Raw genomic sequence first — 22,321 nt, 5'->3', positions numbered from 1 at the left:
CTGACGACCTGCCCGCCGACCTCGACCGAGAACGACCCGCCCTCGGGCCGGACCGACGTCACGGCCTCCTCGCGAATCGTCACGGTGTCGTATGCCGCCAGGTCCTTGCGGGCCGCCGCCCTGAACTCGGCGGGAGGGGCGCCGTCGTGGGTCACGACGTTGTGCATGTGGCGGGCGGGGTCGTTGCGGTAGCGCCCGGAGTCGAGCATCAGCACCCGGCGGTGGACACGGGCCAGCGTCAGGGTGGCCTGCAACCCGGCGGGCCCACCACCGATCACGGTCACATCGACGTCAGTGCGGTCTGAGTGAGAGGAAGTTGCCATGTAGCCAAGGATGTGACTTCATGTTGACATGAAGTCAAGCCCCAGGAACATGGACTGGTCGATCGGCGCCGCCGCCGACCGCTTCGGCCTGGAGACCCACGTCCTCCGGCACTGGGAGGACGTCGGCCTCCTGCGACCGGAGCGGGACGGGGCCGGGCGCCGGCGCTACGGCCGCGACGACGTCGTCCGGATCGCCGTGATCATCCGGAGCAAGGCCGCCGGCATGAGCCTCGAGCAGATCGGGGTGCTGCTCGACTCGGGGGCACCGGACCGGCACCGGATCCTCCAGGACCACCTTGCCGAGCTCGACCGCCGGATGGCCGAGATCCGGCAGGCCAGGGAGATGGCCGAGCACGCCTACGCCTGCCGGGCCCACGACGTCGCGACCTGCCCGGGCTTCCGCAAGCACGTCGACGACCTCGTCTCCGGTGCGACGACCTGGTCGCTGCACCCACATCCAGCGGTTACCTAGGCTGGCCGCATGCGCGCTCGCTCGGGACAGACGCTCGGACGCGGCCTGGCCGTCCTGCTGGTGCTCGGGCTCCTCGTCGGGTGCACCGGCGACGGCGACGACGGACCGGATCCGGACCAGGGCCCGACCCCCGAGGCGACCGCGGAGGCGCTCGCCACGGGTCTCCAGTCGGGCGACCTGATCCGGGTGGCGTTCGACTCGGAGACCGCCGAGGGTGCCCAGGCGGCGTACGACGAGGTCCTCGCCGGCATGGGTGACCGCCCGCGGACCGTCGAGGTCGTGGACGTCGAGGAGGGGAGCGAGGGGGATGCGGCCGAGGCCACCCTGCGCTGGTCGTGGGAGCTCGGTGGCGAGCAGCCGTGGACCTATGACGTGGTCGCGCCGCTGACCGAGGGCGAGGCCGAGTGGCAGGCGACCTGGGCGACCACGCTGGTGGAGCCGAGCCTCGAGCCCGGCGACGTCCTCGACCTGGCGTCGCTCACGCCCGACCGCGGCGACATCCTCGGCGCGCGTGGGCTGGGGCTGGTGACCGAGCGGCAGGTGTCCCGGGTCGGCATCGACAAGCCCAGCGTCGAGGCCTCCCAGGCCGGCGCGTCGGCGCGGGCGCTCGCCAAGCTGGTCGGCATCGACGCCAAGGAGTACGCCAAGCGGGTCGAGGCCGCGGGCCCGCAGGCCTTCGTGGAGGCGATCGTCTACCGCCAGGAGGAGGTCGACCCGGGACTGCTCCAGGCCGTCGAGGCGATCGCCGGTGCGAGGCTCATCGGAGGGTCGCTCCCACTGGCCCCGACGCGGGAGTTCGCCGCACCGCTGCTCGGCCGGGTCGGCGAGGTCACGGCGGAGATGATCGAGGAGAGCCCGGACAAGTACCAGGTCGGCGACGTCGCCGGCATCTCGGGCCTGCAGGCGCGCTACGACGACACGCTGCGAGGGAGCCCGGGCGTCAAGGTGTCCGCGATCGACGACCAGGGCGCCGCCTACGAGCTGTTCCGCAGCGAACCCGTGCCGGGCCAGCCCCTGCAGCTCAGCCTCGACCTCGACCTCCAGGTGGAGGCGGAGCGGCTGCTGGCCGACGTCACCCCCGCGAGTGCCCTGGTGGCGCTGCGGCCCAGCACCGGGGAGATCCTCGTCGCGGCGAACGGTCCCGGCACCGGCGGGCTCAACCTGGCGACGTTCGGTCAGTTCGCCCCCGGCTCGACGTTCAAGTCGGTCAGTGCCCTCGCCCTGCTCCGAGCCGGTCTGACGCCGCAGTCCGTGGTCCCGTGCACGGCGCGTGTGGTGGTGGACGGCAAGACGTTCACCAACTACGACGACTACCCGTCGGGGGCGCTGGGCGACATCCCGCTGCGGACGGCCCTCGCCAACTCGTGCAACACCGCCTTCATCTCGCAGGCCCCCAGGCTCCAGGGCACTGACCTCTTCGACGCCGGCGTCTCGCTCGGCATCGGGCTCGACCACGACCTCGGGTTCCCGGCCTACTTCGGCAGCGTCGAGCCCTCCAGCTCCAAGACGGAGTCGGCCGCCCAGCTGATCGGACAGGGCACGATCCTGGCGTCACCGATGGTGATGGCCGCGGTCATCGGCTCCGCGCAGTCCGGCCGGCTGGTGATCCCCCGGCTCGTCGAGGGCGTGGACGTGTCGCCACCGGAGGGCGCCCAGCCGCTCGAGCCGGCCGAGAGCGAGGCGCTGCGGTCGATGCTGAGGGCGGTGGTCACGGACGGCAGCGGTCGCGGCCTGGCCGACGTCCCGGGTCCCCCGGTCATCGCGAAGACCGGGACCGCCGAGTTCGGCGCGGGGGACGACCTGCAGACCCACGCGTGGATGATCGCCGCGCAGGGGGATCTCGCCGTCGCGGTGTTCGTGGAGGTCGGCGCCTCGGGCTCGGGCACCGCCGGGCCGATCCTCGAGGCGTTCCTGCGGGCTGCCCAGTAGCCCGCCAGGGGCGCCGGATGTGAGCGGACCCCCCGTTGCATGGGGTCAACGAGGGGCCCTTGCCGATTTCGCAGTGCTCCCTCCGAAGTCGACGGGCAAAGCCTACGACTGAGCCCGTCGGCTGTCACGGCGACTGTCATGTTTTCCGGGCCAGTGACAATCTGGCGTCATGAGCGGTCTCGACATCCTTCCCCCCGAGCAACGACGCCTCTTCATCGGCGGCTCCTGGCGCGACGCCGGGGCCGGTGAGGTCTTCGACGTCGTCGACCCGGCCGACGGCACGGTGCTGACCACGGTGGCCGACGGCACCGTGGAGGACGCGGTCGACGCGCTCGACGCCGCCGTGGCCGCGCAGCCGTCCTGGGCGGCGACCCCGCCGCGGGAGCGCGGCGAGATCCTGCGCCGCGCCTTCGAGGCGATCAACGACGTGGCCGGCGACCTCGCCACGCTGATGAGCCTCGAGATGGGGAAGACTGTCACGGAGGCCAAGGGCGAGGTCGCCTACGGCAACGAGTTCTTCCGCTGGTACGCCGAGGAGGCGGTGCGCATCCACGGCCGCTGGATGCAGGCGCCGGCGGGCGGGAGCCGGCTGCTCACGATCAAGAAGCCGGTCGGGCCGTGCCTGTTCGTGACCCCCTGGAACTTCCCGATCGCGATGGGCACCCGCAAGATCGGCCCGGCGGTGGCCGCCGGCTGCACGATGGTGGTCAAGCCCGCCCAGCAGACGCCGCTGACCATGCTCGCGCTGGCCGCGATCCTCGCCGAGGCAGGCCTGCCCGACGGGGTGCTCAACGTCGTGCCGACCACCCGGGCCGCCGAGCTGAGCAAGACCCTGCAGGCCGACGAGCGGCTGCGCAAGGTGAGCTTCACCGGGTCCACCGGCATCGGCCGGGTGATGGTGCGTCAGTCGGCCGACCAGCTGCAGCGGGTCAGCATGGAGCTGGGCGGCAACGCGCCGTTCCTGGTGTTCGACGACGCCGACCTCGACGTCGCGGTCGAGGCGGCGATGGTGGCCAAGATGCGCAACATGGGCGAGGCGTGCACGGCCGCCAACCGGTTCCTCGTGCACAGCTCGGTCGCCGACGAGTTCGCCCAGCGGCTGGCCGACCGGATGGCGGGCCTGGTGGTCGGGCGCGGTCAGGACGAGGGAGTGGACGTCGGGCCCCTCATCGACGAGAAGGCCCTCGAGTCCGTCTCCCAGCTCGTCACCGACGCCGTCCACGACGGCGCCAAGGTCCTCACCGGCGGCAGCGCCGCGGAGGGCGACGGCTTCTTCTACCCGCCGACGGTGCTCGTCGGCGTACCGCCCGAGTCGGCGATCAACCGCGAGGAGATCTTCGGACCGGTCGCCCCGGTGACGACCTTCGAGACCGAGGAGGAGGCGGTCGAGCGGGCCAACGACACCGAGTACGGCCTGGCCTCCTACGTGTTCACCCGCGACCTCGCCCGGACCATCCGGCTGGCCGAGGGCCTCGACTACGGCATGGTCGGCGTCAACACCGGGCTGGTGTCCAACGCTGCAGCGCCGTTCGGCGGCGTCAAGGCCAGCGGCTTCGGCCGGGAGGGTGGCTTCGAGGGGATCGACGAGTACCTGGAGACGACCTACGTCAACCTGCCGGTCTGACGGTCAGGCCTTCGTGGGTACGACGACCTCGGCGGCCGGCTCTGCGTCCATCTCGGCCGCCGCGTCGGTGGCCTTGCCGACGGACCGCTTGATCATGGACTCCAGGTCGATCCCGGTCGAGGTCTTGAGCAGGTTGAGGGTCTGCACGACGTTGTCGTTGACCTGACGCGGCAGGGCGCCGGCGCCGTCGGTCGAGACCACCGTGAGCTGGTCGATCGCGGCCATCGGGGCCGCGACCTCGCGGGCGATCTGGGGCAGCACCTCGATGAGCATCTGCAGGACGGCCGCGTCGTTGTAGTGCGCGAACGCCTCCGCGCGCTTGTCCATCGCCTCCGCCTCGGCCTGGCCGACGGCGAGGGTCGCGGCAGCGGTCGCCTCGCCCTCGGCCCGGGTCGCGTCGGCCTCGGCCGTACGCCGGGCCTTCTCGGCCTCACCGCGCTTGGCGCCCTCGATGGCCTCGGCCTCGGCCAGCGCCGACCGCTTGGCCTTCTCGGCCTCACCGGACAGCCGGGCCTTCTCGGCGTCGGCCTCGGCGGCGGCGATGGTCGCGGCCTTGCGGGCCTCGGCGGCGGCGATCTCCGCCGAGCGCTTGGCCTCGGCCTCCTGCTCGACCCGGTACCGCTCGGCGTCCGCGGGCTTGCGCACCTGGGTCTCGAGCTGCCGCTCGGTCAGCGCCGCCTGGCGGACGGCCACCTTCTCCTGCTCGGTGAGGATCGCCTGGTCCCGGTCGGCCTGGGCGAGCGGCCCGGCCGCGGCCGCCTGCGCGGACGCGGCGTCGGTCTCGGCCTTGATCTCGGCCTGCTTCAGCGCCAGCGTGCGCTGGGCGATGGCGATCTCCTGCTCGGCGGCGATGGTGGCCTGCTCGGCGGCCTGCCGCGCGTTCGCCTCGGCGATCCGGGCCTCCTGGCCGACCCGCGCCGCCTCCGGGCGACCGAGGTCGGCGAGGTAGGACCCGTCGTCGGTGACGTCCTGGATCTGGAAGGTGTCGAGGATCAGGCCCTGCCCGGTCAGCGACGTCTCGGACTCCTCGGCCACGCGCTGGGCGAACGCCGCCCGGTCCCGGATGATCTGCTCGACGGTCAGCCCGCCGATGATCGAGCGCAGCGCGCCGGCGAGCACCTCCTGGGTGAACGGCTCGACGTCCTCCTGCTGGCTGAGGAAGCGCTGGGCGGCCAGCCGGATCTGGTCGGCGTTGCCGCCGACCTTGACGATCGCGACGCCGTCGACGTTCAGCTTGATGCCCTGGCCCGAGACGGCGCCGCGGATCTGCACCGAGATCCGGCGGCTGGACAGGTCCATCGTCGCCAGCTTCTGGACGAACGGGATGACGAAGACCCCGCCGCCGAGGACGACCTTCTGCCCCGACAGGTCGGTGCTGAGCTGCCCGGTCTCGGGGTTGAGCACGGCCTTGCCCTTGCGCCCGGTGACGATGAACGCCTGGTTGGGCCCGGCGACCTTGTAGCGGCTGGTGATGAGCAGCACCAGCAGCACCAGGGCGACGACGAGTCCGGCGATGGGGATGAGCATGGGTGGACCTTTCCGAGGCGGGTCAGGTGGTGCGTCGGGTGGTGGGTCGGGTGGTGGGTCAGGTGTGGTCTGTGACGTCAGGCTGAGGGAGTTCGTTCCAGACCGGGGCGACCCGCACCGACGTGGGCGTCAGGATCTCGGTGACGTGCACCTCGGTGCCCGGCCCGACCGGCTGGTCGGCGCGGGCGCTGAGCTGGACCGTGTGACCCCCGATGGCGAGCCGCACCGTGCCGAGGCCGTCGGCCGGGATCGGGGTGATCACCCGGCCGGAGCGGCCGAGCGAGTCGGCGGCGGTCAGCGTGGCGTCGCTGCCGCCGTCCTTGACCAGTCGCGTGAGCCCCAGGGTGCCGGCCGCCGCCACGGCGCCGAACCCGAGCCCCGCCACGCCACCGACGACCGCGCTGCCCGTGAGCTCCTGGACCAGGGCGGCGCCGAAGCCGAACGCGGCGATGAACCCGCCGATCACGGCGCTGGAGAAGATGTCCCCGGTGAGGGCGTCGAAGACCCCGTCCAGGAGGTCCCCGAGCACCAGGCTCACGAGCAGCAGCAGCAGGCCGAGGCCGCCGATGATCAGGAACGTGGTCACGATGCGGGAAGCCTAGTGTCCTGGCCGGGCCGTGTGCTGGCATCGGACCATGGAGCCGTACGCCGAGGTCCGGGCGCAGTACCTCGAGTTCGCTACGCAGGCCTCGGACTCCCCGTGCTTCATCGAGTGGAGCCTCGGGGTGGCCGACGACCCCGAGGTGCTCGCCTGGGTCGACGCCCTGCCGGGCATCAAGAAGCAGCCGAACATCGTGTACGCCGCCGCCCGCTGGCACGGGGTGGCGGCGCCCGGTCCGTACGCGGGGCTGCGTGCGGCGCTGCTCACCGACGACGGGAGGATCCGCGCGACGATCCTGGAGCGCTCGACGCAGACCAACGAGGTCGGCCGGTTGGCGACGCTGCTGCCGGCGTTCACGTCCCTGGTCCCCTCCGGACCGGTCGCGCTCATCGAGGCCGGCGCCAGTGCGGGGCTCAACCTGTTCCCGGACCGCTGGGGCTACGCGTGGTCCACGGAGCACGGGCCGGTCGAGCTCGGTGCGGAGCCCCGGCTGCCGTGCGAGGTCGCCGGCCCGGCGCCGCTGCCCGCCCGGCTGCCCGAGGTCGCGTGGCGGGCTGGCATCGACCTCAACCCGCTCGACGTCACCGACCCCGACCAGATGCGGTGGCTGGAGAACCTGGTGTGGCCCGAGCAGGACGACCGACGCCGGCGGCTGCGCCAGGCGGTCGAGGTCGCGCGCAGCGACCCTCCGCGGCTGGTCCGCGGGGACATCGTGGAGGAGCTGCCCGCGCTGGTGTCCGAGGCCGGCGAGCACGGCACCGTGGTGGTGTTCCACAGCGCGGTCGCGGCGTACTTCCCGCCGGAGCTCCGGTCCCGGTTCCAGGAGCTGATGCTCGGCCTGGTCGCCGACGGCGCCTGCCACTGGGTGAGCAACGAGGCCGCGAACGTGCTCCCCGACATCACGGCCACGGCGCCGGACGGCGTGCCGCGGGCGCCGCACTTCGTGCTCGGTGTCGACGGGCAGATGGCCGGACGGACCCACGGGCACGGTCGCACGCTGGAGTGGCTCACCAGTTGACCTCAAGCGAACGTGAAGTTGTCGACTTCATGCATGCACGCGATCCGGCACCACGCGTTCGGTCCTCCCGACGTCCTCGTCCTCGACGAGCTCCCTGACCTCGAGGGCCGGCGGGCCCTGGGCAAGGTCGTGCTGGTGACGGGCCGGCGATGAATCCGGTCGCCGATGTCGGTCGGTCCGTGTTGAGTAGGACGAGCGAGAGGAGAGGGACATGAGCGGGTCGACCACGCGCGAGCTGCCCCGGGCGCTGACGCCCTTCCGGCACCCCGCCTACCGCAAGCTCGCGGTCGCGCTCGTCCTGTCCAGCTTCGCCTCCGGCGTCTGGGTGGTGGCCCTGGTCTGGGAGGTCATCCGGATCGGCGGCGGTCCGGGACAGCTGTCGGTGGTCTCGACGGCGGGCGCCGTCGGGGTCCTGCTGCCCGCGCTCCTCGGTGGCGTCGTGGCCGACCGGGTCGCCCAGAAGAAGATCCTGCTGTGCGTCGCGGCCGTCGAGCTCGGCGGCATGTCGCTGGTGACCGTGCTGTCGGTCACCGACCTCACCGCCCTGTGGCACCTCGCCACCGTCGCGTTCGTGACCGGCATGGGGATGGCGTTCTACTACCCCGCCTACTCCGCGTGGCTGCCGGCGCTGGTGCCCGAGTCCGACCTGATGGCGGTCAACGGGTTCGAGGGCATGGTGCGGCCCACCATCGGCCAGGCGATCGGACCCGGCGTGGCGGGTGCGGTGGTGGGCGCCGTCTCGCCGGGGGCGGCGCTCGGGGTGGCGGCGGCCTCCTCGGTGCTGGCGTTCCTCGCCCTGACCACCGTGCCGCTCACCCCCGTGCGCCGCGAGGTCGACCCCGAGGCCGACCCGGCCCAGCGGGCCCACCCGGTGCGCACGGCGCTGGCCGACATGGGCGAGGGCTTCACCTACATGTGGCGCACCCCGTGGCTGCTGGCGACCCTCCTCTTCGCGTCGCTGATGATCCTGGCGATGATGGGCCCCTTCGAGGTGCTGATCCCGTTCCTGATCAAGGACAAGCTCGGCGGCGGTCCCGGTGACCACGCCCTCGTCATGGCGTCGTTCGGGATCGGTGGCGCGGTCGGCTCCCTGGCGATGGCGTCGCGGCCGATGCCGCGCCGCTACCTCACGACCATGAACCTGATGTGGGGCCTCGGGGCGCTGCCCCTGGTGGCGATCGGCCTCGCGACCGCGGTGTGGCAGATCGTGGCCGCCGGGTTCGTCCTGGGGGTGATGTTCTCCGCGCCGATGGTCATCTGGGGGACGCTGCTCCAGCGCCGGGTCCCGCCGCACATGCTGGGCCGGGTCGCGTCCCTGGACTTCTTCGTCTCCATCAGCCTGATGCCGATCTCGATGGCGCTGGCCGGTCCCGTGTCCGAGGTGATCGGGCTCCGGATGACCTTCCTGATCGCGGGGACCGTGCCCGGCGTGGTCGCGATCGTGGCGATCCTGTGGGCGCGGCTGCCGGCCGACGAGATCGCCCACCCGCTGCGCGACGTGCCCGAGGACGAGCCCGAGGACGAGCCCGAGGACGACCCCGAGGACGAGCCCGAGGACGACGTCACGGACGACCTCGACAAGACCGAGGAACCGGTCGAGGCCTAGGCGACGCGCTCGGAGACGCCGAGCGTCTCGGCGAGCATGGTCCGCGAGCTGATGCCGAGCTTGCGGTAGACGTGCGAGAGGTGCCACTCGACGGCCTTGACCGTCACCACGAGCTCCTGGGCGATCTGGCGGTTGGTCAGCCCGTCCGCGGCCATCCGGGCGACCCGGCGCTCCGAGGCGGTCAGCGCCGCCATCGCCTCGGTCTCGACCTTGCGCGGCTGCTCACCGAGCCGGTCGAGCAGGCGGCGTACCCGGCCCTGCAACGGCCAGAGCTCCTGGCGGCCGGCGTGCTCCTCCGCGGCGCGGAGCAGCCCGAGGGCCCGTTGCTCGGAGTCCGCGGCGTGGGAGAGCAGCAGGAGTCCCGCCAGGTCGGTGTCGATCTGCGCGGCGAGCCGGTCGGCACGGTTGCCGCTGAGCACCGCCCGGGCGCGCAGCAGGTGCTGGATCCGGTCCGGGCCGGTGTCGATCGCGACGGCGGCGAGCGTCCGCAGCGCGCTGGCCATGGCGTACGGCGACCCCGCGGCCTGGGCGATCTCGACCTGCTCGCGGGCCAGGGCCGACGCGGTCCGCGCGTCGCCGCCGCGCAGGTGGGCCAGCGCAGCCCCGCAGCGCCAGGGCAGCCGGTCGGGCGGTGCGTCGGGAGCCAGGGCGCCGGCGCGCTTGTAGTGGTTCAGGGCCAGCTCGGCGTCGCCCAGTGCGGCCGCCAGGTCACCGCGGGCCTGGTGGGCGATCGCGGAGGCGAGCGCCGACACCTCGCCCGAGTCGGACTTGAGGAACGGCGCGAGGTCGTCGCCCAGCACCATGGCCTCGGCGAGCTCGCCGCGGGCGAGCCGGCACTCGACGAGCGTCGTCAGCAGGGTGGCGAGGTCGTCGGGCGCGAGGGTCTCTCGGTCCTCGGTGTGAGCGGAACGGAGCGCCAGGAGGCGGCCCATTCCCTCCTTGAGGTCACCGGCCCGAACCTGGGCGCACGCGTCCATCAGCTGGGCGGTGGGCACCATGGGACAAGGTTAGGAAGCAATCCCCTCCGGCGAGGGTGGTTCGCCGCTATTGCCTCCGACTGGACCAGTCATCCGGCCCAGAAATGCCATGAGGGCGTCGGTCGGGCTGGCCGGCGCGGCCGGTCTGCGGGCCGGCCCGAAGCGGCTCCCCCGGTCGGCCGGTCGCACGACCCGGGCCGCGACCAGTTGCAGGCCGCGGGCCAGGTCGTCCGGGATCGGCGTACGCCTCCCCGTCGCCTGGGCGACGTCCCAGCCGTGCACGGCGATCTCGAGGGCTGCCATCTCGACCAGCAGCGGCGCGTCGAGCTGCCGGTCACCGACGGCGACGCTCCCGGTCCGAGCCTCGGTCCAGACGCCGAGCAACGTGCAGGCCTTCTCCCGGAGGCTGTCGACCCGGTCCGCCCGCGGGGACGCCGGAGTCACCTCCACCTGGCCCGAGGCCGCCTCGGTGAACGCGTCGAGGGCGTCCTCCATGTGCTCCAGCAGGCGGGACAGGGTCCAGCCCGAGCAGGGTGTCGGGGCGTCGAGGTCGTCCTGGCCGATCCCGGCGAGTGCCACCCTGGTGTAGCCGAGCGACCGCTCGAGGAGCTCCACCGCACGCGCGAGTTCCGGCCCCGATGTCAGGGCCGCCGTCACGGGTGGCCCAGGATCACGTGGTCGCCCGTGGCGACGTTGTCCGGACCTGTCGGGACCGGGTCACCCGGCTGGTAGCCGGCGGGCAGTCGCGCGGGGAGCCCGAACGTGGCGAAGAGCCGTGGGTCGAAGAACGCGCCGACGTGCGCGACCCTGGCGTCGGGGCCGGTGCCCTCGACCTGGAGCACCTGGAGGTGGAACGGCGTGAAGTCGCCGTCCGGCGACTTCATGTAGAGGCCGAACGCGGGCTGGCCGTTGGCGCGGGTCTCGACCATGGGCATGTCGTGGTGGCCACCGGGGCACTGCCGGTCGATCAGCTGGCCGATGGTCGTGGCGCCGAGGTACCACCCCGTGAAGGGCGGCATCTCCCAGATCGCCTCGGCCTTGAGCAGGTTGACGATCGCGGTGATGTCCTTGCGCCAGAAGGCGTCGACGTACTGGTCGAGCAGGTCGCGCTGCCGGTCGTCGAGATCGGGCTCGACCGTGTCGGCGGTCAGCCCGCGGTCCTGCATCTGCGCGTGCGCCCGCTGCAGGGCCGAGTTGACCGCCGCCACCGTCGTGTCGAGCGCCTCGGCGGTCTCCGCGGCCGACCAGCGGAGCACGTCGCGCAGGATGAGCACGGCCCGCTGCCGGGCCGGCAGGTGCTGGAGGGCGGCGACGAAGGCGAGCCGGATCGTGTCCCGCTCGGCGACGACGACGGCGGCGTCCGGCACCGGCTCGAGCCAGGCCACCTCGTGGTTCTGCTCGAGGGCGTCCCCGGCCATCTGGTCGGTCGTCCCCAGACCGGCGGGCAGCGGCCGGCGCGGCTTGTTCTCGAGGTTGGTGAGGCAGACGTTGGTGGCGATCCGGTAGAGCCAGGTGCGCACCGAGCTCCGGCCCTGGAAGCCGGCGCTCGCCTTCCACGCGCGCAGGAAGGTCTCCTGGACGAGGTCCTCGGCCTCGTGCACCGAGCCGCTCATCCGGTAGCAGTGCGCCAGCAGCTCGCGCTGGTAGCGCTCGGTCAGCGTCGGGAAGTCGTCGAGCTCACTGGGGTCCCGCGGGGTCTCGAGAGTGCCCTCGTCCGGGTCCTGCCGAGTCGTCACCGGTCGCTCCTGCGTCATCGTCACGGGTCCTGCTCCTCGCTCGCTCGAGTCTGCCTGACGTATCGACCCGGGTCGAGGGCCTAACTCATCGGTGCCCCGGCCAGCGCCAGCGCCCGCTCAGCCGCGGGGACCGCGAGCGCCCGGTCGGCGGCGACCAGGCCGACCCGGGTACGCCGGTCCAGCAGGTCGTCGACGTCGTGCGCGCCCTCGTGGGTGACGCCGAACACCAGCTCGGCCAGCGTGACCGGGACGGTGCCGTCGACCGGCGCGAGGAGCTCGTCCTCGGACAGCCCGGTCGACTCGACCGCCGACGCGAGCACGAGCTCGGCCTCGGTGCCGAAGCGCCGCACCAGCCGCTCGGGCTGCTCCAGCCCGGCCAGGACGTCGCGCGGCGCCGCGCCGAGCAGGGGGAGCGACTGGGTGCGGCACGGGCCGGCCTCCAGACCGGACGCCGCCAGCGCGGCGTCGACCGCGTCCTGCGCCATCCGGCGGTAGGTCGTCAGCTTGCCGCCCACGATGGTCACCACGCCGGTGCGGGAGGTCAGGACGGCGTGGCGCCGGGAGATGTCGGCCGTCTCCCCCTCGCCCGGGACGTCGAGGAGCGGCCGCAGCCCGGCGAAGGCCCCGACCACGTCGGAGCGGTGGATGGGGTGCTCGAAGGCGGCGGAGACCACGTCGAGGAGGAAGCCGATCTCCGGGTCGGTCGGCTGGGGGACGTCGGGCACGGGTCCGTCGGCGGGCTCGTCGGTGAGACCGACGTAGAGGGTGCCGTCGGGTTGGGGCAGCACCAGCACGAACCGGTTGAAGCTCCCGGGGACGGGCGCGTAGACGACCACGCGGAGGCCGGGGAGCGTCTCCTCCCGCAGGACGAGGTGCGTGCCGCGGCTGGGCCGCAGCCGGACCTCGTCCACGAGGTCGCCGGCCCAGACGCCCGTGGCGTTGACGACGGTGCGCGCGGCCACCTCGTGGCTGGCACCGGTGAGCTCGTCGCGGAGCCGGACCGACGACCCGGTCGCCGACAGCACGCGGGCCCGGGTGCGGACCTGGGCGCCGTGCGCCGCCGCCGTCCGGGCCACGGTGGTCACCAGCCGGGCATCGTCCTCGAGCTGGCCGTCCCAGCCGAGCATGGCGCCGCGCAGTCCGTTGCGCCGCAACGACGGGGCGAGCTGGAGGGCCTCGGTGCGGGACAGGTGTCGGGGCCTGGGGAGGGTCTCGACACTGGTGCGTGCCCCTCGGCGCAGCAGGTCGCCGGCCCAGGTCGCCGCGCGGGCGGCGACCGCCTGGGTCCGCGGCACGTCGGACCCGAAGGGCATCAGCGTGGGGATGGCGTGCGTGAGGTGCGGGGCGGTGACCTCCATGAGGATCCCGCGCTCGACTGCGCTCTCGCGGGCGACGCCGACCTGGCCGGAGGCCAGGTAGCGCAGCCCGCCGTGCACGAGCTTGGACGACCAGCGCGAGGTGCCGAAGGCGAGGTCCTGGGCGTCGACGGCCAGCACCGACAGACCCCGGGAGGCCGCGTCGAGCGCGACCCCGGCGCCCGTGATGCCGAGGCCGACCACGACGACGTCGACCTGCGTGGGGACGCCGTCGAGCCCGGCGGTGATCCGGCCGGGGGTGGAGGCGGTCATGTGGCGAGGCTCCTCGTGAGCAGGGTGGCGAGCTCGTCGTCGAGGGCGTCCTCGTGGACACCCTCGTCGGCCATCGTGTGCGCCGACAGCACGAACCCGTGGACGGCGAGCAGCACGGCCCGCGCCATGGTCCTGGGGTCGCCCGCCCGGATGGACCCGTCGGCCTGGCCGGCCTCGACGGCGTCCAACGTCAGGGCGAGGATCAGGTCCTGCGACCGGCCGCGCCGGGAGAACAGGTAGGGGAGGATCAGCTCGGGGTCGAGCTCGACGATCCGCACGAACAGCTCGTTGTCGCGCAGCGCCCGCGCGGTGCCCACGATGCCCTCCACCAGGCGCTGGAGCGAGGTGGCGCTGCCGGCGGCGGCCACCTGGTCGGTCACCACACCGGCCCACTCGCGGGTCATCAGGTCGCCGAGAAGGGTCGGCATGTCGGCCCAGGTGCGGTAGATCGTCATCCGTGAGACGCCCGCTCGGCGGGCGACCTCGGTGAGCGTCGTACGCCGCCACCCGACGTCGAGGATGCAGGCCCGCGCGGCGTCCAGGTAGACGTCCCGAGGTTCGCGGGCCGACCGGGCCTCACCCTCGTGGTTGTGACGAAGTGACGTCATGTGTCACACTGTAACACATGACCCTGACGAGCCCAGCGGCCGAGCAAGGCGAGATGCATCCCTCCCGATGGGGTGACCCGGCCCGGGCCGCGGCCCTCCCGGACACCGCCCGCGGCCTGATCGAGATGGTCTTCGGGCTCGACGAGCGGCCGGCTCTGGCGGAGGTCAGCGTCCCGCCGCCGGCCATCGACACGAAGGTCCTCGACGAGCTGGCCGCCACCCTCGGCGCCGAGCACGTGCTCACCGATGACGCGACCCGGAGGCTCCGCACCCGCGGAAAGTCCACGCCGGACCTCCTGCGCCAGCGCGCCGGCGACCTGACCGACGCCCCTGATGCCGTGGTGCGGCCCGGCTCCCACGACGACGTCATGGCCGTCCTCGCCTGGGCGGTCGCGCACCACGTCGCCGTCGTCCCGTTCGGCGGTGGCACCTGCGTCACCGGCGGCCTGGCCGCCCGGCGCGACGGCTTCGCCGGGCTCGTCTCCCTCGACCTGGTGCGGCTGAAGCGCCTCCTCGACGTGGACCACACCTCGATGACCGCGACCCTCGAGCCCGGTTTGCGCGGCCCCGAGGCCGAGGCGCTGCTGGCCGCCGAGGGGCTGACCCTCGGCCACTTCCCGCAGTCCTTCGAGTACGCCTCCATCGGGGGGTTCGCCGCCACCCGGTCCAGCGGCCAGTCCAGCGCCGGCTACGGCCGGTTCGACGCACTGGTGGTCGGCCTGCGGGTGGCCACCCCCAGCGGCGAGGTCAGCCTCGGCAGCGCGCCGGCCAACGCCGCCGGTCCCGACCTGCGCCAGCTGTTCCTCGGCTCCGAGGGCGCGTTCGGCGTCATCACCGCGGTCACCGTGCGGGTCCGCCGGCTCCCGGCTGAGAAGGTCTACGAGGGCTGGCGCTGGCCGTCCTTCGTCGATGGTGCCGCCGCGATGCGCACCCTCGCCCAGGCCGGGCTCCTCCCCACCGTGATCCGGCTCTCCGACGAGGCCGAGACCGCGATCAACCTGGCTCGGCCCGAAGAGATCGGACAGAGTGAGATCGGGGGCCAGTCCGCGGGCGGTTGCCTGATGATCACCGGCTTCGAGGGCGAGCCCGACGCCGTCTCGGCGAGGCGGGCCGCGGTCACCGCCGTCCTCTCCGGGCTCGGCGGCCAGTCCCTCGGCGAGGAGCCCGGGGCTTCGTGGGTGAAGGGTCGCTTCGACGCGCCCTACCTGCGTGACTCGCTGCTCGACGTGGGCGTGCTGGTCGAGACACTCGAGACCGCGACGTTCTGGAGCGGCCTGGAGACCCTCTACGCGGGGGTGAGGTCGGCCCTGGAGGCGAGCCTGGGCGACGGCGCGATGGTGCTCTGCCACATCAGCCACGTCTACGAGACCGGCTGCTCCCTCTACTTCACCGTCGCCCAGAAGGCGGCCGCGGACCCGCTGTCGCAGTGGCTCGACGCCAAGGCCGCCGCGTGCGACGCGATCACCGAGGCCGGCGCCACGATCACCCACCACCACGCGGTCGGCACCGACCACAAGCCCTGGCTGTCCGCCGAGATCGGGGACGTCGGTGTCTCGGTCCTCCGGGCGGTCAAGGCCGACCTGGACCCGACCGGGGTCCTCAACCCCGGGGTGCTCGTCCCGTGACGGGCACCGTGACGAGGTCCTTCACGTTCCTGGTCAACCCGGCCTCAGGTGGCGGCGCGGCGCCGGCCGCGGTCGTCCCGGTCGCCAAGCTGCTCCGCGAGGGCGGCGCGACCGTCGACGTGACCTACTCGCCCGGCCCCAAGGCCATGGGCGCCCTGGTCGACGCCGCGGTGTCCCGGGGCGACGTCGTCGCCTCCGTCGGGGGCGACGGGATGCTCTCCTCGCTGGCCGGCCTGGTCGCGAAGGCCGGTGGGACGCTGGCGGTGGTGCCGGCCGGCCGCGGCAACGACTTCGCCCGGATGCTCGGGCTGCCCGGCGACCCCGCCGCCCTGGCCGCGCTGCTGCTGGAGACTCCGCCACGGCTCATCGACCTGGTCTCGCTGACCCTTCCCGGTGCCGCCGGGCCACGGGTCGTCGCCGGGTCCGTCTACTGCGGCGTCGACGCGCGGGCCGGCGAGATCGTGGACACCGCGCACTGGCTGCCCGGCACGCTGCAGTACCCGTACGCCGCGCTGCGCGCGCTGGCGACCTACAAGCCCGGCAGCTTCGTCGTGTCGGTCGACGGCGACGAACGGCGCTACGAGGCCGCGAACGTCGTCGTCGCCAACTCCGCCTACTACGGCAACGGCATGAAGATCGCACCGTCCGCCAGCGTCGACGACGGGCTGCTCGACATCGTCGTCATCGAGGCCGCGTCCAAGCTGGAGCTGATGCGGTCGCTGCCCAAGGTCTACGACGGCGGCCACGTCGAGCTGCCCGAGGTCACCGTCCTCACCGGCACCCGCGTCGAGCTGCGGGCCGATGCCGCACGCCCGGTCCCCGTCGGCGGCGACGGCGAGCCGCTCGGATCGCTGCCGCCCCTGGCCGGTCAGCCGGCCGTGGTCGAGCTGATGCCGGGGGCGCTGTCCGTCATCGCCTAGTCGAAGGTCCACGCCAACAGCTCGGTCTCGACCCCGGCGGTCAGCTGGCAGGGGGACTCGTCGGTGAACAGGAACGCGTCGCCGGCGTGCAGCGGCTCGGCCAGCGAGGAGCGCAGCAGGGCGCCGCGGGCCACGAACACGTGCACCTTTGGCGCGGCCGGGCTGGTCACGGTCTGGCCGTCCTCGAGGTGGCAGACCCAGAAGGTCGCGCCGGGGATCGGTGTCGCGACCTCGACGAACGACCCGGTCGACGCGGGGGCCGGCCGGACGGCGTACGACGTCGGGCCGCCCGGCGAGGTCGGGGTGAGCCAGACCTGGACGAACCGGGTCTGCGGTGCCGCGGCCACCTCGGAGTGCTCGACACCGGCTCCGGCGTGCAGGACGCCGACGTCCCCCGGGGTCAGCGTGGCGGTCGAGCCGGTGGAGTCGGTGTGGGTCAGGGCTCCCGACAGCACCCACGAGACGATGACCTGGTCGGCGTGCCGGTGGGTGTCGAACCCGTCGCCGGCGCGCAGCAGGTGCTCGTCGTGGCAGACCATCGGGCCGAACGACACCCGCTCCGGGTCGTACCAGGTCCCGAACGAGAACGCGTGCAGCGTGCGTCGCCCTGGGGACCGGTCGACGAATCGGTCGGTTCCCCGACGGATCTCCACACTCATCTGACAGATTGTGCCGGTGCGGGAAACACAGGCGTCGGGTGCCTCGGCCGGGATCCTCTCCTTCCCGCCCGGCTTCCGGTTCGGCACCAGCACGGCGTCGTACCAGATCGAGGGAGCGGCCAGCAGCGACGGCAAGGGCCCCAGCATCTGGGACACCTTCACCGCCAAGCCCGGCACCGTCATCGACGGCTCGTCCGGTGTGCAGGCCTGCGACCACTACCACCGCTACCGCGAGGACGTGGCGCTGATGAAGCGCCTCGGCGTCAACGGCTACCGGTTCTCCATCGCGTGGCCGCGGATCCAGCCGACGGGCAAGGGCCGCCCCAACCCCAAGGGGCTGGCGTTCTACGACCGGCTGATCGACGAGCTGCTCGAGGCCGGCGTCCAGCCGATGGCGACGCTCTACCACTGGGACCTGCCGCAGGCGCTCGAGGACGACGGCGGCTGGCTCAACCGGTCGACCGTCGAGGCCTTCGCGGACTACGCCGCGATCGTCGGCGACCGCTACGGGGACCGCGTGGAGCACTGGGTCCCGATCAACGAGCCCAACGTGGTGACGATCATGGGCTACTCGATCGGCATGCACGCCCCGGGTCACGCGCTGATGTTCGACGCGCTGCCGGTCGCCCACCACCTGCTGCTGGCGCACGGCCGGGCCGCCATCGCGCTGCGCGGGTCCGTGCGCGGTCGCGAGCCGAGCATCGGCTGTGCCAACAACCACGCGCCGATCTGGCCGGCCAGCGACGACGAGGCCGACGTGGGCGCGTCCAAGCTGTTCGACGCGATCTGGAACGGGATGTACATCGAGCCGATGCTGGTCGGCCGCTACCCCGTCGACATCTTCCCGCTGGTCGAGCACGTGGTGAAGGACGGCGACATGCCGACGATCCGCCAGCCCCTCGACTTCTACGGGGTGAACTACTACAACCCGATGCGGATCGGAGCGACCGACGAGGACGCCGAGATGCCCTTCGAGTTCCGCGAGGTGCTCGGATACGAGCGCACGGACTTCGGGTGGCCGGTCGTCCCGGACGCCCTGCGCGAGTGGCTGATCATGCTGCGCGCCCGGTTCCGCGCCGCGCTGCCGCCGATCATGATCACCGAGTCGGGGTGCGCCTACAACATGGAGCCCGACGAGAACGGCGTCGTCGACGACCAGCCGCGCATCGACTACCTCGAGTCGCACCTCGGGGCGGTCTCCACCGCCATCCAGCGCGGCGTCGACGTCCGCGGCTACTACGCGTGGTCGCTGATGGACAACTTCGAGTGGTCCGAGGGCTACACCCAGCGCTTCGGCCTGGTCCACGTCGACTACGAGACGCAGGTGCGCACCCCGAAACGGTCGTTCGACTGGTACGCCGCCCTGATCGCGGAGCACAAGCGCGACTCGTAGGGTGACCCCGTGCCCACCCGTCGCGTCGTCCTCGTCGTCGGCCCCGGGCGCAGCGGCACCAGTGCGCTCGCCGGCGGGCTCCAGGCCCTGGGCATGCACGTCCCGCCGCCGGAGGTGCCCGCGGACGAGGCGGGCCCGCGCGGCTCGGCGGAGTCCCAGTGGGTCGTCGACCTGCACACCGAGCTGCTCGAGCGCGCCAACGTCGGCCTCACCGACGCCCGGCCCTCGGCGTGGTTCGAGACCGGCAAGTGGGCCGCCAACGGGATCCTGCGGACCCGGGTCACCGACTGGCTCGGCCCGCAGTTCGCACCCCTGCCCGACGAGGAGGACGAGCCCGAGCTGGTGCTCAAGGACCCCCGGATGGCCTGGTTCCTCGGCCTCTGGAAGGCCGCGGCGCTGCGCGTCGACGCGACGCCGGCCTACCTGACGACGCTGCGGCACGTCACCGAGGTCGTCGGCACCCGGGACCGGCCCTCGGCTCGGGTCGCGGCCTGGGTCAACATGATGCTGCACACCGAGCGCGGCACCCGCGGCTCGCTCCGTGCCTTCGTCAGGTACGACGACCTGCTGGCGGACTGGACCATCCCGCTCTTCCGCGTGGGCAGCGACTTCGGCCTGCGCGCGGTGACCGAGGCCTCGGCCAACAGCATGCGCAAGGTGCACCAGTTCGTGGACCCGGACCTGCACCGCGGGCGCCACACGTGGGCCGACCTGGCGGTGCCGCCGCGTCTCCAGGAGCTCGCCGAGGAGAGCTGGGGGGCGCTGTCCGGGCTCGCCGACCCCGACGGCGACACGGCCGCGCGGCACGCGACCCTCGACGAGCTGCGCGAGGCCTACGTCGCGCTCTACGAGGAGGCCGAGGGGATCACCGCCTCGACGGCCGACGCCGCCCGCCGCGAGGGCGTCGGGACCGCGGCCGAGACCGACCAGCCCAAGGGCCTCAAGCGCCTGCTCGGTCGATGAGCGTCGTGCACAACCGCGAGGGCGACGCGGCGTTCGACATCACCTGGCCGTGGACCGACGGGCCGCTCCCCCCGGGGCTCACCTGCGTGTTCCGGGTCAAGAACGAGGCGCGCAACCTGCCCTGGGTGCTGCCGCCGATGTTCGAGGCGGTCCAGCACGTGGTGCTGGTCGACAACGGCTCCGACGACGGCACGGCCGAGGTGGCCCGCGAGGTGGTCGAGCGGATCGGCGCGACCGACCGGTTCACGCAGACGTCGTACCCGTTCGCCGTCGCCCGGGCCGGCGACGAGCACCTGCACACACCACCGGACTCGGTGCACTCGCTGACCTACTTCTACAACTGGTCCTTCGCCCAGGTCCGCACGGCGTACTCGATGAAGTGGGACGGCGACATGGTGCTCACCCGGGAGGGCGTCGAGCTGCTGCGCGACCTCTCCTGGCAGCTGCGCGGCTCCGGTGCGGTGGTCGCGATCCCGAGGCACCCGATGACGGTCGAGAGCGAGTCGGTGGCCTGGCTCGACCTGGGCTTCCGGTTCCTCGAGCCGTGGGTCTACCCGATGGGTCCGGAGTTCACCTTCGTCAAGGCCTTCGAGTGGGAGGTGCGCGAGTTCCCGCCGACGTCCGAGCGGATCGTGGCGCCCGAGGGCATGTGCGTCGAGCTCAAGTGGCTCGACCAGGACGAGTTCGCCCACTGGAGCAGCACCGACTTCGACGCGGTGCGGACACCGCGCAAGGCCCGCGAGATCGAGGTGTTCCGGGCCCTGTCGGAGGGCCGCGGCGAGTCCGTCGAGGGCCTGAGGCGCGTGGAGGCGCCCGCCGGCGAGCACGTCATCGACTACGTCACCCGGACCTGGATGGCGACCGCGCCGCGGCCGCTGGTGAAGCGCCCCGACACCGTCGAGGCCTAGCGCGTGCGGATCGACAGGGACCACCCGGGCGAGCGCGGGAAGTACGACACCGTCGAGGTCGTCGTCCCCGACGTGGAGTCGCTGCGGGCGCTGACCGTCGCGCCCGGAGTCCGCGCGTTCCGGGTGCAGCTGCGGACCGAGCAGGGGACGGAGTCCCACGAGTTCGAGTCCCGGGTCGCCGTGCGCGACGTGGTCACCGAGCTGGGCCGCCAGGCGGTGTGGCCGGCCCGGCTGCCCGCGCCCGGGCTGGGGACCGAGGGCATCGACGTCCGCGTGCACAACCCGGTCGGGCTGGTGCTCGACGGCTCGCCCGTCCCGGATGTCGGCGACCTGGACGCGGGGCAGGTCGCGCGGCTCGAGATGCAGGGGGTGCCGCTGGCCTACGACCCCACCGGCGGCCTGACCGTCGAGGAGCACAGCATCGTGGTCCGGCGGGCAGCGCTCGACGCGTACGGCGCGATCCCGCGACCGTCCGTGTCGGTCGTGATGGCCACGCGGCGGCCGGACCTGCTCGACCACGCGATGGCTCAAGTCGCCCGGCAGCGTGGAGCACCGGATCTCCAGCTCGTCCTGGCGACGCACGGATTCGAGGCCGACCCGCCCGGGGTCACGGTCGTCCCGATGCCGGCCGACGCGGTCTTCGGGGACGTCCTCAACGCCGGCGTGGCCGCAGCCGAGGGCGAGGTCGTCCTGAAGATGGACGACGACGACTGGTACTCGCCCGACTTCGTCGCCGACCTGCTGCGGGCCCGGGCCTACAGCGGCGCCGACCTGGTCGGGGCGCCCGACGACCTCTACTACCTCGAGGACCGGGACCTGACGGTTCGCCTGGGCCACCCGGGCGAGGTCTACAAGGGCTTCGTCGCCGGCGGCACGATGATGATCGGCCGCGACCTGCTCACCGAGGTGGGCGGGTTCGCGCCCGTGCCGCGCCACGTCGACAAGGCGCTGACCGCCGCGGTCCGCGACGCGGGCGGCTCGGTCTACCGCACCCACGGGCTCGGCTACGTGCTGCGCCGCACCGCGTCGGGACACACCTGGGACGCCGACCTCGACGACCTGGTCGCGCGCGCGGTGCAGACCTGGCAGGGGTTCAGACCTGGACGCCTCATGGAGCTCTGACCCGGTCGGCCCTACGCTGCCGACATGCGCGTCCGATCAACCCTCGTCGTCCTGCCCCTCCTCGCCCTGGCCCTGGCCTGCGCGCCCGAGGACGACACGACCGACACCGCCGACGACCCGGCGGGCGGCGACGAGACCACCTCGGCCCCGGCGACCGACGAGCCGACCGCGTCCGAGTCCGCGGGCGGCCTCTCGCCGGAGTGCGCACCCGACCAGCTCGACCTCAGGACACCGGGCGTCCTCACCGTGGGCACCGACTCCCCGGCGTACGAGCCGTGGTTCGTCGACGACGACCCGACCAACGGCGAGGGCTTCGAGTCCGCGGTGGCCTACGCGGTCGCGGACACGCTCGGGCTCCCGGTCGAGTGGACGGTCGTCCCCTTCAACACCTCCTACAAGCCAGGCCCGAAGGACTTCGACTTCGACATCAACCAGATCTCGATCACGCCCGCCCGGGCCGAGGTGGTCGACTTCTCCGACGGCTACTACGAGGCCGCGCAGGCGGTGATCGCGCTCAAGGGATCGCCGGTCTCCGAGATCACCTCGATCGCCGAGCTCGCCGACTACAACCTCGGGGCGCAGACCGGGACGACCTCGCTCACCGCCATCCGCGACGTGATCAAGCCGGCCAACGACCCGGCCGTCTTCGAGGACACCAACGCCGCCAAGCAGGCGCTGCTCA

At 73.0% G+C, this 22,321-nt stretch carries 20 protein-coding genes and 1 pseudogene; 12 read left to right on the top strand and 9 right to left on the bottom strand.

The genetic code is table 11. The features are described from left to right. Positions 1 to 284: pseudogene (locus JHD21_RS07630) on the bottom strand (FAD-dependent oxidoreductase); the annotation flags it as partial. A 67-nt stretch (positions 285 to 351) separates the two neighbouring features. Here JHD21_RS07630 and JHD21_RS07625 point away from each other — a divergent pair. The 3 genes from JHD21_RS07625 to JHD21_RS07615 all read left to right on the top strand — a co-directional run bounded on the left by JHD21_RS07625 (position 352) and on the right by JHD21_RS07615 (position 4,348). Beyond that, positions 352 to 795 carry a MerR family transcriptional regulator gene (locus JHD21_RS07625; protein WP_292673049.1) on the top strand — a complete coding sequence of 148 codons (444 nt, stop codon included), beginning with the start codon at positions 352 to 354 and terminating at the stop codon, positions 793 to 795. Positions 796 to 804: 9 nt separating this feature from the next. Then, positions 805 to 2,724, top strand: coding sequence for a penicillin-binding transpeptidase domain-containing protein (locus JHD21_RS07620; RefSeq protein ID WP_292673047.1), 1,920 nt, complete (start codon positions 805 to 807; stop codon positions 2,722 to 2,724). A 169-nt stretch (positions 2,725 to 2,893) separates the two neighbouring features. Then, entirely contained in the window at positions 2,894 to 4,348 is a 1,455-nt protein-coding gene (locus tag JHD21_RS07615) for an NAD-dependent succinate-semialdehyde dehydrogenase (protein ID WP_292673044.1), read from the top strand. A 3-nt stretch (positions 4,349 to 4,351) separates the two neighbouring features. On the opposite strand, the gene JHD21_RS07610 is transcribed toward JHD21_RS07615, so the two are convergent. Continuing rightward, positions 4,352 to 5,875, bottom strand: a complete 1,524-nt coding sequence (locus JHD21_RS07610) for a flotillin family protein (RefSeq protein ID WP_292673042.1) — start codon at positions 5,873 to 5,875, stop codon at positions 4,352 to 4,354. Positions 5,876 to 5,933: 58 nt separating this feature from the next. After that, positions 5,934 to 6,461, bottom strand: a complete 528-nt coding sequence (locus tag JHD21_RS07605) for an NfeD family protein (RefSeq protein WP_292673039.1) — start codon at positions 6,459 to 6,461, stop codon at positions 5,934 to 5,936. Between the two features lie 49 nt (positions 6,462 to 6,510). On the opposite strand from JHD21_RS07605, the gene JHD21_RS07600 reads away from it, so the two are divergent. Both JHD21_RS07600 and JHD21_RS07595 read left to right on the top strand, forming a co-directional pair. Then, positions 6,511 to 7,494 (top strand): DUF2332 domain-containing protein, encoded by a 984-nt coding sequence (locus JHD21_RS07600; RefSeq protein ID WP_292673036.1) that lies wholly within the window; start codon positions 6,511 to 6,513, stop codon positions 7,492 to 7,494. A gap of 211 nt (positions 7,495 to 7,705) precedes the next feature. Continuing rightward, the gene (locus JHD21_RS07595) at positions 7,706 to 9,100 is read left to right on the top strand and encodes an MFS transporter (RefSeq protein WP_292673033.1); all 1,395 of its coding nucleotides are present in this window, start codon (positions 7,706 to 7,708) and stop codon (positions 9,098 to 9,100) included. Here JHD21_RS07595 and JHD21_RS07590 read toward each other — a convergent pair. The 5 genes from JHD21_RS07590 to JHD21_RS07570 all read right to left on the bottom strand — a co-directional run bounded on the left by JHD21_RS07590 (position 9,097) and on the right by JHD21_RS07570 (position 14,049). Further along, positions 9,097 to 10,098 carry a LuxR family transcriptional regulator gene (locus JHD21_RS07590; protein ID WP_292673030.1) on the bottom strand — a complete coding sequence of 334 codons (1,002 nt, stop codon included), beginning with the start codon at positions 10,096 to 10,098 and terminating at the stop codon, positions 9,097 to 9,099. The two genes, JHD21_RS07595 and JHD21_RS07590, sit on opposite strands and share 4 nt — an antisense overlap. Positions 10,099 to 10,107: 9 nt before the next feature. Beyond that, positions 10,108 to 10,692 (bottom strand): TIGR03086 family metal-binding protein, encoded by a 585-nt coding sequence (locus tag JHD21_RS07585; protein WP_292673028.1) that lies wholly within the window; start codon positions 10,690 to 10,692, stop codon positions 10,108 to 10,110. Positions 10,693 to 10,730: 38 nt separating this feature from the next. Then, complete coding sequence (locus JHD21_RS07580) at positions 10,731 to 11,813, bottom strand: sigma-70 family RNA polymerase sigma factor (RefSeq protein ID WP_292673026.1); 1,083 nt, start codon at positions 11,811 to 11,813, stop codon at positions 10,731 to 10,733. Between the two features lie 80 nt (positions 11,814 to 11,893). Further along, complete coding sequence (locus tag JHD21_RS07575; protein ID WP_292673023.1) at positions 11,894 to 13,441, bottom strand: glycerol-3-phosphate dehydrogenase/oxidase; 1,548 nt, start codon at positions 13,439 to 13,441, stop codon at positions 11,894 to 11,896. Beyond that, positions 13,438 to 14,049 carry a TetR/AcrR family transcriptional regulator gene (locus JHD21_RS07570; protein WP_292673021.1) on the bottom strand — a complete coding sequence of 204 codons (612 nt, stop codon included), beginning with the start codon at positions 14,047 to 14,049 and terminating at the stop codon, positions 13,438 to 13,440. The genes JHD21_RS07575 and JHD21_RS07570 overlap by 4 nt, the downstream gene beginning before the upstream one ends. 17 nt (positions 14,050 to 14,066) lie before the next feature. On the opposite strand from JHD21_RS07570, the gene JHD21_RS07565 reads away from it, so the two are divergent. Together JHD21_RS07565 and JHD21_RS07560 are read left to right on the top strand one after the other, a co-directional pair. After that, complete coding sequence (locus JHD21_RS07565; RefSeq protein WP_292673018.1) at positions 14,067 to 15,674, top strand: FAD-binding oxidoreductase; 1,608 nt, start codon at positions 14,067 to 14,069, stop codon at positions 15,672 to 15,674. After that, on the top strand, positions 15,671 to 16,594 hold the full coding sequence (locus tag JHD21_RS07560; RefSeq protein ID WP_292673015.1) for a diacylglycerol kinase family protein: 924 nt from the start codon (positions 15,671 to 15,673) through the stop codon (positions 16,592 to 16,594). Before JHD21_RS07565 ends, JHD21_RS07560 begins: the two co-directional genes overlap by 4 nt. On the opposite strand, the gene JHD21_RS07555 is transcribed toward JHD21_RS07560, so the two are convergent. After that, positions 16,591 to 17,253 (bottom strand): pirin family protein, encoded by a 663-nt coding sequence (locus JHD21_RS07555; protein WP_292673012.1) that lies wholly within the window; start codon positions 17,251 to 17,253, stop codon positions 16,591 to 16,593. The two genes, JHD21_RS07560 and JHD21_RS07555, sit on opposite strands and share 4 nt — an antisense overlap. 16 nt (positions 17,254 to 17,269) lie before the next feature. Between JHD21_RS07555 and JHD21_RS07550 the strand changes: the two genes are divergently transcribed. From JHD21_RS07550 to JHD21_RS07530, 5 genes are all read left to right on the top strand, one after another. After that, positions 17,270 to 18,646 (top strand): GH1 family beta-glucosidase, encoded by a 1,377-nt coding sequence (locus JHD21_RS07550; RefSeq protein ID WP_292673010.1) that lies wholly within the window; start codon positions 17,270 to 17,272, stop codon positions 18,644 to 18,646. A gap of 9 nt (positions 18,647 to 18,655) precedes the next feature. Continuing rightward, a complete protein-coding gene (locus JHD21_RS07545; RefSeq protein WP_292673008.1) occupies positions 18,656 to 19,609 on the top strand; it encodes a sulfotransferase family protein in 954 nt (317 codons plus the stop codon). Further along, positions 19,606 to 20,517, top strand: a complete 912-nt coding sequence (locus JHD21_RS07540; protein ID WP_292673005.1) for a hypothetical protein — start codon at positions 19,606 to 19,608, stop codon at positions 20,515 to 20,517. Before JHD21_RS07545 ends, JHD21_RS07540 begins: the two co-directional genes overlap by 4 nt. A gap of 3 nt (positions 20,518 to 20,520) precedes the next feature. Next, a complete protein-coding gene (locus JHD21_RS07535; RefSeq protein WP_292673002.1) occupies positions 20,521 to 21,639 on the top strand; it encodes a glycosyltransferase in 1,119 nt (372 codons plus the stop codon). A 24-nt stretch (positions 21,640 to 21,663) separates the two neighbouring features. Further along, positions 21,664 to 22,321 (top strand): transporter substrate-binding domain-containing protein (locus JHD21_RS07530; RefSeq protein WP_292672998.1); only part of this gene is annotated, 658 nt, incomplete at its 3' end.

Origin of the sequence: Nocardioides sp. (genome assembly GCF_016462705.1) — a bacterium.
Taxonomy (GTDB): Bacteria; Actinomycetota; Actinomycetes; order Propionibacteriales; family Nocardioidaceae; genus Nocardioides.
This window is presented reverse-complemented; position numbering and strand designations above follow the sequence as displayed.